The following is a 14404-nucleotide window of genomic DNA, read 5'->3' on the forward strand; positions in this document are numbered from 1 at the left end:
CAACGTCGATACATTAGAAACAGATGAAAAAAAATCCCCTCCGCGTCGTTAAACCCGACGAGGAAGGGATTGATTCGTAAATCGCATATTGGGGCGAATTATCGCCGTTAATTCATACGGGTTCAAGTGAGTATAGGGCATTGTGCGGTCTGATGCCCTCACCCCAACCCTCTCCCACCGGGAGAGGGAGGTTTTACTACTCGTCTTCCAGGTAGGTGTACCCGTACAGACCCGCTTCAAACTCTTCCAGGAACTGCTGCTGCAGCGCGTCGTCCAGACCGGTGTTTTTCACCTGGTCGCGGAACTGGGTGAGCAGTTTTTTCGGATCCAGCTGCACGTATTCCAGCATATCCGCCACGGTGTCCCCTTCATCGGACAGCTCAACCTCGACGCTGCCGTCAGGGAAGACAAACACGTCAACCGCTTCGGTATCGCCGAACAGGTTGTGCATGTTGCCGAGGATCTCCTGATACGCACCCACCATAAAGAAGCCCAGCATTGGCGGGTTCTCCGGATCGTACTCCGGCATTGGCATCGTCGTTGCGATACCGTCACCGTCAACGTAGTGGTCAATCGCGCCGTCAGAGTCACAGGTGATGTCCAGCAGCACCGCGCGACGTTCCGGGGCGTGGTTCAGCCCTTCCAGCGGCAGAACCGGGAACAGCTGGTCGATACCCCAGGCATCCGGCATCGACTGGAACAGGGAGAAGTTGACGTACATTTTGTCCGCCATACGCTCCTGCAACTCGTCGATAATCGGACGATGCGCGCGGTTGCTCGGGTCGAGCTGTTTCTGCACTTCATGGCACATGTTCAGATAGAGCTGCTCCGCCCACGCGCGCTCCTGCAGGCTGAAGGTGCCTGACGAGTAGCCGACGTGGATATCGTGCAGGTCCATCTGGCTGTCGTGCAGCCATTCGCGCAGGGAGCGACGCGTGCCCGGCTCGTGCATTTCCTGCCAGGTTTCCCACATGCTTTGCAGGGAACGTGGGGCATCGTCTGCCGGAGGCGTCGCTTCGGTGATTTCGCTACGCTCGACGCCGATGATGTTAGACACCAGCACCGTATGGTGCGCGGTAACCGCGCGGCCAGATTCGGTGATCACTGTCGGGTGCGGCAGGCCGTGCTCTTCGCAGGCATCGCCAATCGCCCAGATGATGTTGTTGGCGTATTCGTTCAGGCCGTAGTTCACCGAGCAGTCGGACTGGGAGCGGGTTCCTTCGTAGTCCACGCCCAGGCCACCGCCCACGTCGAAGCACTGAATATTCACGCCAAGCTTGTGCAGCTCAACGTAGAAACGCGCGGACTCACGCACGCCGGTGGCGATGTCGCGGATATTGGCCATCTGCGAGCCGAGGTGGAAGTGCAGCAGCTGAATGCTGTCCAGACGACCGCGCTCGCGCAGGATCTCCACCAGCTGCAGCACCTGGTTCGCCGCGAGGCCGAACTTGGATTTTTCACCGCCGGAGGACTGCCATTTACCGGAACCCTGCGACGCCAGACGCGCACGTACGCCAAGGCGCGGAATGACGTTCAGACGCTCGGCCTCTTCCAGCACGATGGCAATTTCGGTCATCTTCTCGATAACCAGATAGACCTTGTGGCCCATCTTCTCGCCAATCAGCGCCAGACGAATGTACTCGCGGTCTTTATAGCCGTTACAGACGATCACCGACCGGGTCATGCCCGCGTGCGCCAGAACCGCCATCAGCTCCGCTTTGGAGCCTGCTTCCAGTCCCAGCGGTTCGCCGGAGTGGATCAGGGATTCGATTACGCGGCGGTGCTGGTTCACCTTGATCGGGTAAACCAGGAAGTAGTCGCCGTTATAGCCGTAGGATTCACGCGCGCGCTTGAACGCGGCGTTAATGGAACGCAGGCGATGTTGCAGGATCTGCGGGAAGCAGAACAGTGCAGGCAAACGCTGGCCCTGCGCTTCACGGGCTTTCACCAGCTTAGCGAGATCCACGCGCGCTTCAGGGACGTCCGGATCCGGGCAGACGCTGATGTGGCCCAGTTCGTTGACGTCGTAGTAGTTATTGCCCCACCAGGCAATATTGTAAGTGCGCAGCATCTTGCTGGCTTCCTGGGAGCTCATCGCAACCTCCTGCATAGAACGTAGTACACCCTGTTCGCCCGCTGACGAAGGCGAAAAAGAAGACATGTCGTCAGACATAGCGAACCTCAACTCTTTGTATTAAGTGTAAAACAGTTGACTACTATCGCAGCGTTATACGGCGATAACAACCCATAAACGGCTCCGTTTCCCAGCAGAGTATGCTGAAATCCAGACCGTGCGACCGGTTTCTTATTCATATCATTGTAAAACACGTATCCGAACTCTGTATGACAAGGTTCGGCGAAACCACGAGAAAACTCTTGTATTAACAAGAGCGCCCTTGTTCAGTTTTCACAGAGCGTAACCGGCCCTTGAATCCTGAGAAGCGCCGAGATGGGTATAACATCGGCAGGTTTGCAGACTAGAAATGCGGGTTGCGGGAATCAATGGCGCGCCAGAACGGCAGCGCTGAATTAGCGGAAAACGATGGTTCATTATCTCGTATCACCTCCACGGCCGCCTCTGATGAAACGGACCCCAAGCCAAAGCTAAAAGTTCACTGCTCAACCCGGCTGGAAGTGGCGACACGATGTATTCATCGAGCGCTGATTTTATATGAGCCGCGCGCCGCGTTTTATACCGAGAAGGGGGCTAAAAAGCAAAACAAAAATACGCGTGTTGCCAGCAGCGTCAGGAAAAATTTCCAGCAGCCATTTCAACGCAGTGAGAGATGAATCAAAAAAAACTGGAAATCGGGCGAAGAAGTGACCTAAAATAGCCATCCAGATGTTAATCCATCTATACTGATTAACACTCATACTGCCAGTGTCAAAAACCTGCAGGCCTTGGTAGAATTATCTCCTTTGGCTATTCCACACAGCAGCTTGAGCTAACCAAATTCCTCTTAGGTGAAATAAAACATGGCAAAACACCTGTTTACGTCCGAGTCCGTATCAGAAGGACATCCTGATAAAATTGCTGACCAAATCTCCGATGCGGTGCTGGATGCGATCCTGGCGCAGGATCCTAAAGCGCGCGTAGCGTGTGAAACCTATGTCAAAACCGGCATGGTTCTGGTTGGCGGTGAGATCACCACCAGCGCATGGGTTGATATCGAAGAGATCACCCGTAACACGGTGCGTGAGATCGGCTATGTGCATTCTGATATGGGCTTTGATGCCAATTCCTGCGCGGTACTGAGCGCGATTGGCAAACAGTCTCCGGACATCAACCAGGGCGTTGACCGTGCCGATCCGCTGGAACAGGGCGCGGGCGACCAGGGCCTGATGTTCGGTTATGCAACCAACGAAACCGATGTGCTGATGCCAGCACCTGTGACCTACGCACACCGTCTGGTGCAGCGTCAGGCTGAAGTGCGTAAAAACGGCACCCTGCCGTGGCTGCGCCCGGATGCGAAAAGCCAGGTCACCTTCCAGTACGACGACGGCAAAATCGTCGGTATTGACGCGGTTGTGCTGTCTACCCAGCATGCCGAAGAGATCGATCAGAAATCCCTGCAGGAAGCAGTGATGGAAGAGATCATCAAGCCGGTTCTGCCAACCGAATGGCTGAGCTCAGCAACCAAATTCTTCATCAACCCAACCGGACGCTTTGTTATCGGCGGCCCAATGGGCGACTGCGGCCTGACCGGTCGTAAAATCATCGTTGATACCTACGGCGGCATGGCGCGTCACGGTGGCGGCGCGTTCTCCGGTAAAGATCCGTCTAAAGTTGACCGTTCTGCCGCGTACGCTGCGCGCTATGTAGCGAAAAACATCGTTGCTGCCGGCCTGGCCGACCGCTGTGAGATTCAGGTTTCCTACGCAATCGGCGTGGCTGAGCCAACCTCCATCATGGTGGAAACCTTCGGTACGGAGAAAGTGCCTTCAGAACAGCTGACCCTGCTGGTGCGCGAGTTCTTCGACCTGCGTCCATACGGCCTGATTCAGATGCTGGATCTGCTGCACCCAATCTACCAGGAAACCGCTGCATACGGTCACTTTGGTCGTGAACATTTCCCATGGGAAAAAACCGACAAAGCCGCTCTGCTGCGTGAAGCTGCCGGTCTGAAGTAATCGACAGCCGAGAGTATTAAACAGGCCAGCCTTTGTGCTGGCTTTTTTTATGTCGGGGGGCGGCTAAAGCCGCACAACTGAAAGCGATTACACCGCACCGGATATACCCCTCTTTCAGAATATTCTCTTTGCATGATCGCCTTTCTTCTGCTGTTACATTTCCTTTCAGTTAAGTCTGAAATTCAAACAAACGCGATGCGCATCACCTCGTTTACCTCTATATTTTCAAAGCTTTAATAATTTTTACGGTTGCACGTTAGTGTAACCGATTACACCATTGTGATTAATCTCACATATTTTTACGGGTCGCTCACCTACCCTTATCATCAATAAAACTGATAACCCAACTGGAGGGCATAATGCCTGACAATAAAAAACAGGGGCGTACGTCCAACAAGGCGATGACTTTCTTCGTCTGCTTCCTCGCCGCCCTGGCAGGATTACTCTTTGGCCTGGATATTGGCGTCATCGCCGGCGCTCTTCCCTTCATCGCAGACGAATTCCAGATTAACGCGCATACCCAGGAATGGGTGGTTAGCTCCATGATGTTCGGTGCGGCCGTTGGGGCCGTCGGCAGCGGCTGGCTCTCCTTCAAGCTCGGACGCAAAAAGAGCCTGATGATCGGTGCGATCCTCTTCGTCGCCGGTTCGCTCTTCTCCGCTGCCGCCCCTAACGTTGAAGTGCTTATTCTTTCCCGCGTGCTGCTGGGCCTTGCGGTGGGCGTGGCGTCTTACACCGCCCCGCTTTACCTCTCCGAAATTGCGCCGGAGAAAATCCGCGGCAGTATGATTTCCATGTACCAGCTGATGATCACCATCGGTATTCTCGGCGCTTACCTGTCCGATACCGCGTTCAGCTACAGCGGCGCATGGCGCTGGATGCTCGGCGTGATCATCATCCCAGCCATTCTCCTGCTGATTGGCGTCTTCTTCCTGCCGGACAGCCCGCGCTGGTTTGCCGCCAAACGTCGCTTCGTTGATGCCGAACGCGTGCTGCTCCGCCTGCGTGATACCAGCGCGGAAGCGAAAAACGAGCTGGAAGAGATCCGCGAAAGCCTGAAGGTAAAACAGTCCGGCTGGGCGCTGTTTAAAGAGAACAGCAACTTCCGTCGGGCGGTGTTCCTCGGCGTGCTGCTGCAGGTGATGCAGCAGTTCACCGGGATGAACGTCATCATGTACTACGCGCCAAAAATCTTTGAACTGGCGGGCTACACCAACACCACCGAGCAGATGTGGGGCACCGTCATCGTGGGCCTGACCAACGTGCTGGCGACCTTTATCGCCATCGGCCTGGTGGACCGCTGGGGTCGTAAGCCAACCCTGACCCTGGGCTTCCTGGTGATGGCGACGGGTATGGGCGTTCTCGGTACGATGATGCATGTGGGCATCCACTCCCCAACCGCCCAGTACTTCGCGGTGGGCATGCTGCTGATGTTTATCGTCGGGTTTGCGATGAGCGCCGGTCCGCTGATTTGGGTACTGTGCTCTGAAATCCAGCCGCTGAAAGGGCGTGATTTTGGTATCACCTGCTCTACCGCAACCAACTGGATTGCCAACATGATCGTCGGCGCAACGTTCCTGACCATGCTCAACACCCTGGGCAATGCCAACACCTTCTGGGTCTACGCCGGTCTGAATATCTTCTTCATTGTGCTGACCGTCTGGCTGGTTCCAGAAACCAAACATGTTTCTCTGGAACATATTGAACGTAACCTGATGAAAGGTCGTCCGCTGCGCGAAATCGGCGCCCACGACTAATCCTCTTGCGGGAGGCGCCTCTTGCGCCTCCCCGCTTCCCGCTTTATGCTCTGCCCCTATGAAAGCTCCCCGTCTCCCCATCGCCATTCAGCAAGCCGTTATGCGCAGCCTGCGGGAAAAACTTGCCCAGGCGAATCTGAAACTCGGCCGCAATTACCCTGAACCGAAGCTGGTCTATCAGCAGCGCGGCACCGCAGCCGGCACCGCCTGGCTGGAACCGTACGAGATCCGCCTGAACCCGGTGCTGATGATGGAAAACCAGCAGGCGTTTATTGAAGAAGTGGTGCCGCACGAGCTGGCGCACCTTCTGGTATGGAAGCATTTTGGCCGCGTCGCGCCGCACGGCAAAGAGTGGAAGTGGATGATGGAGGCGGTGCTCGGCGTTCCGGCGCGCCGTACCCATCAGTTCGAGCTGGAATCGGTACGCCGCAATACCTTCCCCTATCGCTGCCAGTGTCAGCAGCACCAGCTTACCGTCCGCCGCCATAACCGCGTGGTGCGCGGTGAGGCGACCTACCGCTGCGTCAAATGCGGCGAACCGCTGATTGCAGAGTAATCACCTGAACTTTCAGGAACTTTCCTGATCTGACTGATTGCATACAGGAACAACATTCGTTACGTTGCGGGCTCGTTTTGACACGGAGTGTAAGATGTCCCGTAATGTTTCTCTCGCGGTCGCTTTTCTGGCGACGGCGCTTTCCGGTCAGGCCCTGGCCGACGGTATCAACAGTTTTTCCCAGGCCAAGGCAGCAGGCGTGAAGGTGAACGCCGATGTGCCGGGCGATTTCTACTGCGGCTGCAAAATTAACTGGCAGGGCAAAAAAGGGGTCGTTGACCTCGAATCCTGCGGCTATAAGGTGCGTAAAAACGAAAACCGCGCCAGCCGCATCGAGTGGGAGCATGTCGTTCCGGCCTGGCAGTTTGGTCACCAGCGCCAGTGCTGGCAGGACGGCGGACGTAAAAATTGCGCCAAAGATCCGGTTTATCGCCAGATGGAAAGCGACATGCATAACCTGCAGCCTGCGGTAGGTGAAGTGAACGGCGACCGCGGCAATTTCATGTACAGCCAGTGGAACGGTGGCGAAGGCCAGTACGGCCAGTGCGGTATGAAGGTAGATTTCAAAGAGAAAGTCGCCGAGCCCCCTGCCCGCGCGCGCGGCAGCATCGCCCGCACCTACTTCTACATGCGTGACCGTTATGACCTCAACCTTTCACGCCAGCAGACGCAGTTGTTCAATGCCTGGGATAAGCAGTATCCGGTGACGGAATGGGAATGCCAGCGCGACGAACGTATCGCCAGAGTCCAGGGGAATCATAACCCGTACGTCCAGCGGGCTTGCCAGGCGCAAAAGAGCTAACCTACACTACGGCAATTCGCTTATACCGCATGACATATGGAATTTTTGACTATGCGCATTCCCCGCATTTACCACCCTGAACTGATTACCGCAGGCCGCGAAATCGCCCTGTCTGACGACGCCGCTAACCACGTTGGCCGCGTGCTGCGCATGGGGGCTGGCCAGGCAATACAGCTGTTCGACGGCTCTAATCAGGTTTTCGACGCGGAAATCACGCGGGCGGATAAAAAAAGCGTGCATGTAAATGTCTTGCGCGGCGAAGTGGACGACCGTGAATCGCCGCTGCACATCCACCTTGGGCAGGTGATGTCGCGCGGAGAAAAGATGGAGTTCACCATTCAAAAATCCATTGAGCTGGGTGTAAGCCTCATTACGCCACTTTTTTCCGAGCGCTGTGGCGTTAAACTGGATGCGGAACGTCTGAACAAAAAGATCCAGCAGTGGCAGAAAATCGCCATTGCGGCCTGCGAACAGAGCGGCCGCAACCGTATCCCGGAGATCCGCCCGGCGATGGATCTGGAGGACTGGTGTGCAGAAGAGGATAGCGGGCTGAAGCTCAATCTTCATCCGCGCGCCAGCGCCAGCATCAATACGCTGCCGCTGCCCGTTGAGCGCGTACGCCTGCTGATTGGCCCCGAAGGCGGCCTGTCGGCGGACGAAATTGCGATGACGGCGCGCTACCAGTTTACTGATATTCTGTTGGGACCTCGCGTTCTGCGCACTGAGACAACGGCACTCACGGCCATAACCGCGCTACAGGTACGGTTTGGCGATCTGGGTTGAAGTATTAACGGAGAAGAACATGATAAAGCTCGGCATCGTGATGGATCCCATCGCAAACATTAACATCAAGAAAGACTCCAGCTTCGCCATGCTGCTGGAAGCGCAGCGTCGTGGCTATGAGCTCCACTATATGGAGATGAACGATCTTTATCTGATCAACGGTGAAGCCCGCGCACGCACCCGCATCGTTAACGTCGAGCAGAACTACGACAAATGGTACGAATTCGGCACCGAGCAGGACATTGCCCTGGCCGACCTCAACGTCATCCTGATGCGTAAAGATCCGCCGTTTGACACCGAATACATCTATAGCACCTACATCCTTGAGCGTGCCGAAGAGAAAGGGACGCTGATCGTCAACAAGCCGCAGAGCCTGCGCGACTGCAACGAGAAGCTTTACACCGCCTGGTTCTCTGACCTGACGCCGGAAACGCTGGTCACCCGCAGCAAAGCGCAGCTGAAAGAATTCTGGCAGAAGCACGGCGACATCATCATGAAGCCGCTGGACGGCATGGGCGGCGCGTCTATTTTCCGCGTGAAGGAAGGCGACCCGAACATTGGCGTGATTGCCGAAACGCTGACCGAGCTGGGCACGCGTTACTGCATGGCGCAAAACTATATTCCAGCGATCAAAGATGGCGATAAGCGCGTGCTGGTCGTGGACGGTGAGCCGGTGCCTTACTGCCTGGCGCGTATCCCACAGGGTGGCGAAACCCGCGGTAACCTGGCGGCAGGTGGCCGCGGCGAGCCGCGCCCGCTAACCGAAAGCGACTGGGAAATTGCCCGCCGCGTTGGCCCAACGCTGAAAGCCAAAGGCCTGATCTTCGTTGGCCTGGATATCATCGGCGATCGCCTGACTGAAGTTAACGTCACCAGCCCAACCTGCATTCGCGAAATCGAAGCGGAGTTCCCGATCTCGATCACCGGAATGCTGATGGACGCTATCGAAAAACGCCTGCAGAAATAACCCACCAATGAGTGACAGCGCCCGGGTTTCTCCGCATACTGGACGCTGTCGCTTTTTAAACCAGGAAACAGTACCTCTGACAATGAATTTACAGCATCACTTTCTTATTGCCATGCCTGCTCTCCAGGATCCGATTTTTCGCCGCGCCGTGGTTTATATTTGTGAATACAATGAAGACGGCGCGATGGGTATTATCATCAACAAACCGCTGGAAAACCTGCAGGTTGAAGGGATTCTGGACAAGCTGAAAATCTCGGCTGAAGCGCGCCTGCCGGAAATCCGGCTTGATAAACCGGTGATGCTGGGTGGACCTCTTGCCGAAGATCGCGGCTTTATCCTGCATACCCCGCCGGTATTCTCTTCCAGCATTCGCATCTCCGATAACACCGTGATCACCACCTCGCGCGACGTGCTTGAAACGCTGGGCACCGCTGAGCAGCCTTCCGAAGTGCTGGTGGCGCTGGGCTATTCGTCGTGGGAGAAAGGCCAGCTTGAGCAAGAGATCCTCGATAACGCCTGGCTTACCGCACCTGCGGACATGAATATTCTGTTTAAAACCCCTATTGCCGATCGCTGGCGTGACGCGGCAAAGCTGATTGGCATTGATATTCTGACCATGCCTGGCGTAGCGGGGCACGCGTAATGAGCGGCACCCTTCTCGCCTTCGACTTCGGCACCAAAAGCATCGGCGTCGCCGTGGGTCAACGGATCACCGGCACCGCCCGCCCGCTCACGGCGCTGAAAGCTAACGACGGCACGCCGGACTGGAACCTGATTGAGCGCCTGCTCAAAGAGTGGCAGCCGGACGACGTGATTGTCGGCCTGCCGCTGAACATGGACGGCACCGAGCAACCGCTTACCGCCCGCGCGCGTAAATTCGCCAATAAAATCCATGGCCGCTTTGGCGTCTCCGTGAAGCTTCACGACGAGCGTCTCAGCACCGTCGAAGCGCGTGCAGGCCTGTTTGAACGCGGTGGCTTCCGGTCGCTCAACAAAGGCAGCGTAGACTCCGCTTCAGCCGTTATCATCCTCGAAAGCTACTTCGAACAGGGCTTTTAACGCAGGGGCCTAAAGCCGCCCCTGTGCCCGTCTCTCCGCCAGGCTCTGGTCAAAGTTCTGCATTCCCGCCTGCTGGCCGGTTTGAATGATGCCGGGCAGCTGCCACGTCTTCCCCTCACGAATCAGATTCGCCGCCGCCGCGGTGTTTACCAGCAGCTCGTACAGCGCGACGCGCCCACCCTGAAGATCGGGAAGCAGCTTTTGCGCCAGCACTGCCCGCAGGCTGCCAGCCAGCTGGTTACGCACCGGATCTTTCTCCTGCGCCGGGAACGTATCGACCAGCCGTTCAATCGCCTGTGCTGCCCCGCGCGTATGCAGCGTCGCCAGCACCAGATGCCCGGTCTCCGCCGCCGTCAGCGCCAGGCGGATCGTTTCGCTGTCGCGCAGCTCCCCCAGCAAAATAACGTCCGGGTCCTCGCGTAACGCACTGCGCAGCGCCTCTGCAAATGACGGGCTGTGCTGGCCTATCTCCCGCTGCTGAATCAGGCAACGTTCACTCTGGTACATAAACTCCACCGGATCTTCAAGCGTGAGGATATGGCCGTCAGTATGGCGGTTGAGGAAGTCGACCATTGCGGCCAGCGTGGTGGATTTACCGCTGCCGGTCGCTCCCGTTACCAGAATCAACCCGTTGTCGCTGGACAACAGTTCGGGAATAGCGCGCGGCACCCCAAGCGAAGGGAGCTGCGGACAGGAACGCGGCAACAGCCGCAGGGTAACGGAGATGCCCTTCATCTGCTTAAACGCACTGCCGCGCAGACGCTGGTCTCCTGCGACCGTCACGGCAAAATCGACCTGCCCGTTTGCCCACCATGCGCCCTGCTGTTCGTCGTTGAGCCACGCCTTTAGCAACGCCCCGACGTCCGGCGGCGGAAACGGGGCCGGCTCAAGGCGGCCCAATCTGCGCCAGCGCGGTGGTGAATCACTGCACAGGTGTAGATCGGAGACGTTATGCTTTACACTAAGGGCCACAATTTCTTCCACATCCATAGACTACTCCTCGGAAAATGAACGACATTGCGCATAACCTGGCACAGGTCCGGGACAAAATCTCAGCCGCTGCAACGCGTTGCGGCCGTGCTTCAGAAGAAATTACGCTACTTGCAGTCAGCAAAACCAAGCCTGCGAGCGCCATCGCAGAAGCGATTGCTGCAGGTCACCGGGCGTTTGGCGAAAACTACGTGCAGGAAGGTGTGGATAAAATTCGCTACTTCCAGGAGCAGGAGACGTCCGATCTGCAATGGCACTTTATTGGTCCCCTGCAGTCGAACAAAAGCCGTCTGGTGGCAGAGCACTTTGACTGGTGCCATACCATCGACCGTCTGCGTATTGCTTCCCGTCTGAACGACCAGCGCCCGGCGGAGATGCCTGCGCTTAACGTGCTGATTCAAATCAACATCAGTGATGAAAACAGCAAGTCCGGCATTGCGCTGAACGAGCTGGATGCGCTGGCCGCAGAGGTGGCCGCCCTGCCGCGCTTAACCCTGCGCGGACTGATGGCCATTCCGGCACCTGAGTCAAGTTATGAAAGGCAGTTTGCCGTGGCACAGCAAATGGCTGTAGCATTTGAGGCGCTTAAAGCGCGCTATGAAACGGTAGACACGCTTTCACTGGGCATGTCGGATGATATGGAAGCCGCCATCGCGGCAGGCAGCACTATGGTGCGCATCGGCACAGCCATTTTCGGTGCGCGCGACTACACCAAATAATAAGGAAACCTGAGGAACGCCATGAAGACGTTGACTTTCCTGCTCTCAACGGTCATTGAGCTGTACACGATGGCGCTTTTGCTGCGCGTCTGGATGCAGTGGGCCCGCTGTGACTTTTACAATCCGTTCTCCCAGTTTGTCGTGAAAATCACGCAACCTGTTGTCGGACCGCTGCGCCGTATTATCCCGGCCATGGGCCCCATCGACAGCGCTTCGCTGCTGGTGGCGTTTATTCTGAGCGTGCTCAAAGCCATCGTGCTGTTTATGGTCATCACCTTCCAGCCGATTATCTGGATTGCCGCCGTCCTGATTCTGATCAAAACCGTCGGTTTGCTGATCTTCTGGGTACTGCTGGTGATGGCGATCATGAGCTGGGTAAGCCAGGGGCGTAGCCCGGTAGAGTACGCCTTGATTCAGCTGGCCGAGCCGCTGCTGCGTCCGATCCGTAACCTGCTTCCGTCCATGGGCGGCATCGACTTCTCCCCGATGATCCTGGTGCTGCTGCTCTATGTGATCAACATGGGGATCGCCGAACTGCTCCAGTCTACGGGCGATATGCTGCTGCCGGGGCTGTGGATGGCGCTATGAGTGCAGTAAGCACCTGCACCGACGGGCTGGTTTTACGGCTGTATATTCAGCCGAAAGCCAGCCGTGACAGTATTGTTGGGCTGCATGGCGACGAGCTAAAGGTCGCCATCACCGCCCCACCGGTCGATGGCCAGGCGAACGCGCATCTGACCAAATATCTGGCAAAACAGTTTCGCGTCGCCAAAAGCCAGGTCATCATTGAAAAAGGTGAACTTGGGCGGCATAAACAGGTGAAAATCCTTAATCCGCAATCTATCCCGACGGAAGTCGCGGCTCTGACAGAACAGGACTAAACCATGCAGAAAGTTGTTCTCGCGACCGGTAACGCCGGTAAAGTGCGCGAGCTGGCCTCGCTATTAAATGATTTTGGGCTGGACGTGGTGGCTCAGACCGAGCTGGGCGTGGAGTCCGCCGAAGAGACGGGCCTGACGTTTATCGAAAACGCCATTCTGAAAGCGCGCCATGCGGCGCAGGTAACCGGCCTGCCCGCGATTGCCGACGACTCCGGTCTGGCCGTGGATTTTCTCGGCGGTGCGCCGGGGATTTACTCCGCCCGCTATTCCGGGGTGGACGCCACCGACCAGCAGAATCTGGAAAAGCTGCTCGTGGCCCTGAAGGACGTTCCCGACGAACAGCGTACCGCGCAGTTCCACTGCGTGCTGGTCTACATGCGTCATGCGGAAGACCCGACGCCGATTGTCTGTCACGGCAGCTGGCCGGGCGTGATTACCCGTGAAGCGGCGGGCAACGGCGGCTTTGGCTACGACCCGATTTTCTTTGTCCCGACCGAGGGCAAAACCGCTGCGGAACTGACCCGCGAAGAGAAAAGCGCGATTTCCCACCGTGGACGCGCGCTGAAACTGTTACTGGAAGCACTGCGTAATGGCTAATTTGCCGCCTCTGAGTCTTTATATTCATATCCCGTGGTGCGTGCAGAAATGCCCGTACTGTGATTTCAATTCGCACGCGCTGAAGGGCGAAGTGCCGCACGATGACTACGTCGCGCATCTGCTGGCCGACCTGGACGCCGATGTGCCGTACGCGCAGGGACGTGAAGTTAAGACCATTTTCATTGGTGGCGGTACGCCGAGCCTGCTGTCAGGCCCGGCAATGCAGACGCTGCTGGACGGCGTGCGTGCGCGCCTGAACCTGGCGGAGGATGCAGAAATTACGATGGAAGCCAACCCCGGCACCGTTGAGGCCGACCGTTTTGTCGAGTATCAGCGCGCGGGCGTGAACCGCATCTCCATCGGCGTGCAGAGCTTTAGCGAGCCGAAGCTGAAGCGTCTGGGGCGCATTCACGGCCCGGAAGAGGCGAAGCGCGCGGCGAACCTGGCAACGGGGCTTGGGCTGCGCAGCTTTAACCTCGATTTGATGCATGGCCTGCCGGATCAGTCGCTGGAAGAGGCGCTGGACGATTTGCGCCAGGCCATTGCGCTGAATCCACCGCACCTGTCGTGGTATCAGCTCACCATCGAGCCAAACACGCTGTTCGGCTCCCGCCCTCCGGTGCTGCCGGATGACGACGCGCTGTGGGATATCTTCGAGCAGGGCCACAAGCTTTTGACCGCTGCCGGGTATCAGCAGTATGAAACGTCCGCCTACGCGAAGCCGGGCTTCCAGTGTCAGCACAACCTGAACTACTGGCGTTTTGGTGATTATCTGGGGATTGGCTGCGGCGCCCACGGCAAGGTGACCTTCCCGGATGGTCGCATTCTGCGTACCGCCAAAACCCGCCACCCGCGCGGGTATATGGAAGGCCGCTACCTGGAGCGTCAGCACGACGTTGAGGCGGCGGATAAGCCGTTTGAGTTCTTTATGAACCGTTTCCGCCTGCTGGAAGCCGCGCCGCGCGCGGAGTTTTCGCTGTACACTGGCCTGGCGGAATCGGTGATTCGTCCGCAGATTGACGAAGCGCTGGCAAAGGGGTATCTCACCGAGAGTGAGGAATGCTGGCAGATCACCGAGCACGGCAAGCTGTTCTTAAACTCCCTTCTTGAGCTGTTCCTCGCTGAAGATTCCTGAAGGCTGATTCAGGATTTCGCATCCCGT

Annotated in this window: 17 protein-coding genes; 14 read left to right on the forward strand and 3 right to left on the reverse strand. The window is 57.1% G+C overall.

The genetic code is table 11. From position 1 onward, the window contains the following. Positions 1–196 precede the first annotated feature (196 nt). Both speA and yqgB read right to left on the reverse strand, forming a co-directional pair. A complete protein-coding gene (gene speA, locus IB212_RS19040; RefSeq protein ID WP_045629995.1) occupies positions 197–2173 on the reverse strand; it encodes a biosynthetic arginine decarboxylase in 1977 nt (658 codons plus the stop codon). A gap of 8 nt (positions 2174–2181) precedes the next feature. Then, on the reverse strand, positions 2182–2313 hold the full coding sequence (yqgB, locus tag IB212_RS19045; RefSeq protein WP_127312443.1) for an acid stress response protein YqgB: 132 nt from the start codon (positions 2311–2313) through the stop codon (positions 2182–2184). Between the two features lie 189 nt (positions 2314–2502). Between yqgB and IB212_RS19050 the strand changes: the two genes are divergently transcribed. The 9 genes from IB212_RS19050 (at position 2503) to ruvX (ending at position 10055) form a co-directional block, all read left to right on the forward strand. Further along, on the forward strand, positions 2503–2790 hold the full coding sequence (locus tag IB212_RS19050) for a hypothetical protein (RefSeq protein WP_041908330.1): 288 nt from the start codon (positions 2503–2505) through the stop codon (positions 2788–2790). A gap of 186 nt (positions 2791–2976) precedes the next feature. Further along, complete coding sequence (gene metK / locus IB212_RS19055) at positions 2977–4131, forward strand: methionine adenosyltransferase (protein ID WP_041908329.1); 1155 nt, start codon at positions 2977–2979, stop codon at positions 4129–4131. Between the two features lie 359 nt (positions 4132–4490). Beyond that, positions 4491–5888, forward strand: a complete 1398-nt coding sequence (galP, locus tag IB212_RS19060) for a galactose/proton symporter (RefSeq protein ID WP_041908328.1) — start codon at positions 4491–4493, stop codon at positions 5886–5888. Positions 5889–5946: 58 nt separating this feature from the next. Then, positions 5947–6444 carry a SprT family zinc-dependent metalloprotease gene (locus tag IB212_RS19065; protein WP_136485047.1) on the forward strand — a complete coding sequence of 166 codons (498 nt, stop codon included), beginning with the start codon at positions 5947–5949 and terminating at the stop codon, positions 6442–6444. A gap of 94 nt (positions 6445–6538) precedes the next feature. Continuing rightward, positions 6539–7246 carry a deoxyribonuclease I gene (endA, locus tag IB212_RS19070; RefSeq protein ID WP_028014365.1) on the forward strand — a complete coding sequence of 236 codons (708 nt, stop codon included), beginning with the start codon at positions 6539–6541 and terminating at the stop codon, positions 7244–7246. A 51-nt stretch (positions 7247–7297) separates the two neighbouring features. Next, positions 7298–8029, forward strand: a complete 732-nt coding sequence (rsmE, locus tag IB212_RS19075) for a 16S rRNA (uracil(1498)-N(3))-methyltransferase (protein ID WP_041908327.1) — start codon at positions 7298–7300, stop codon at positions 8027–8029. Between the two features lie 19 nt (positions 8030–8048). Then, a complete protein-coding gene (gene gshB / locus IB212_RS19080; protein WP_033146605.1) occupies positions 8049–8996 on the forward strand; it encodes a glutathione synthase in 948 nt (315 codons plus the stop codon). A gap of 82 nt (positions 8997–9078) precedes the next feature. After that, entirely contained in the window at positions 9079–9639 is a 561-nt protein-coding gene (locus IB212_RS19085) for a YqgE/AlgH family protein (RefSeq protein WP_028014368.1), read from the forward strand. Next, positions 9639–10055: a Holliday junction resolvase RuvX gene (gene ruvX / locus IB212_RS19090; RefSeq protein ID WP_188245984.1), complete on the forward strand. Its 417-nt coding sequence runs from the start codon at positions 9639–9641 to the stop codon at positions 10053–10055. Before IB212_RS19085 ends, ruvX begins: the two co-directional genes overlap by 1 nt. Before the next feature lie 9 nt (positions 10056–10064). On the opposite strand, the gene IB212_RS19095 is transcribed toward ruvX, so the two are convergent. Beyond that, positions 10065–11045, reverse strand: a complete 981-nt coding sequence (locus tag IB212_RS19095) for a type IV pilus twitching motility protein PilT (RefSeq protein ID WP_041908325.1) — start codon at positions 11043–11045, stop codon at positions 10065–10067. Between the two features lie 17 nt (positions 11046–11062). Here IB212_RS19095 and IB212_RS19100 point away from each other — a divergent pair, with 17 nt between their 5' ends. From IB212_RS19100 to hemW, 5 genes are read left to right on the forward strand one after another with little or no spacing between them, the layout of a single operon-like run. Next, positions 11063–11764, forward strand: a complete 702-nt coding sequence (locus IB212_RS19100) for a YggS family pyridoxal phosphate-dependent enzyme (protein ID WP_188245985.1) — start codon at positions 11063–11065, stop codon at positions 11762–11764. 21 nt (positions 11765–11785) lie between these two features. Next, positions 11786–12352, forward strand: a complete 567-nt coding sequence (locus tag IB212_RS19105) for a YggT family protein (protein ID WP_045260768.1) — start codon at positions 11786–11788, stop codon at positions 12350–12352. After that, entirely contained in the window at positions 12349–12645 is a 297-nt protein-coding gene (gene yggU, locus IB212_RS19110; protein WP_047364545.1) for a DUF167 family protein YggU, read from the forward strand. Before IB212_RS19105 ends, yggU begins: the two co-directional genes overlap by 4 nt. A gap of 3 nt (positions 12646–12648) precedes the next feature. Then, a complete protein-coding gene (locus IB212_RS19115) occupies positions 12649–13242 on the forward strand; it encodes an XTP/dITP diphosphatase (RefSeq protein WP_010435473.1) in 594 nt (197 codons plus the stop codon). Continuing rightward, positions 13235–14377 (forward strand): radical SAM family heme chaperone HemW, encoded by a 1143-nt coding sequence (hemW, locus tag IB212_RS19120; RefSeq protein ID WP_188245986.1) that lies wholly within the window; start codon positions 13235–13237, stop codon positions 14375–14377. Before IB212_RS19115 ends, hemW begins: the two co-directional genes overlap by 8 nt. Positions 14378–14404 lie beyond the last annotated feature (27 nt).

Source organism: Enterobacter sp. E12 (assembly GCF_014596715.2).
GTDB classification, from domain to species: Bacteria; Pseudomonadota; Gammaproteobacteria; order Enterobacterales; family Enterobacteriaceae; genus Enterobacter; species Enterobacter bugandensis.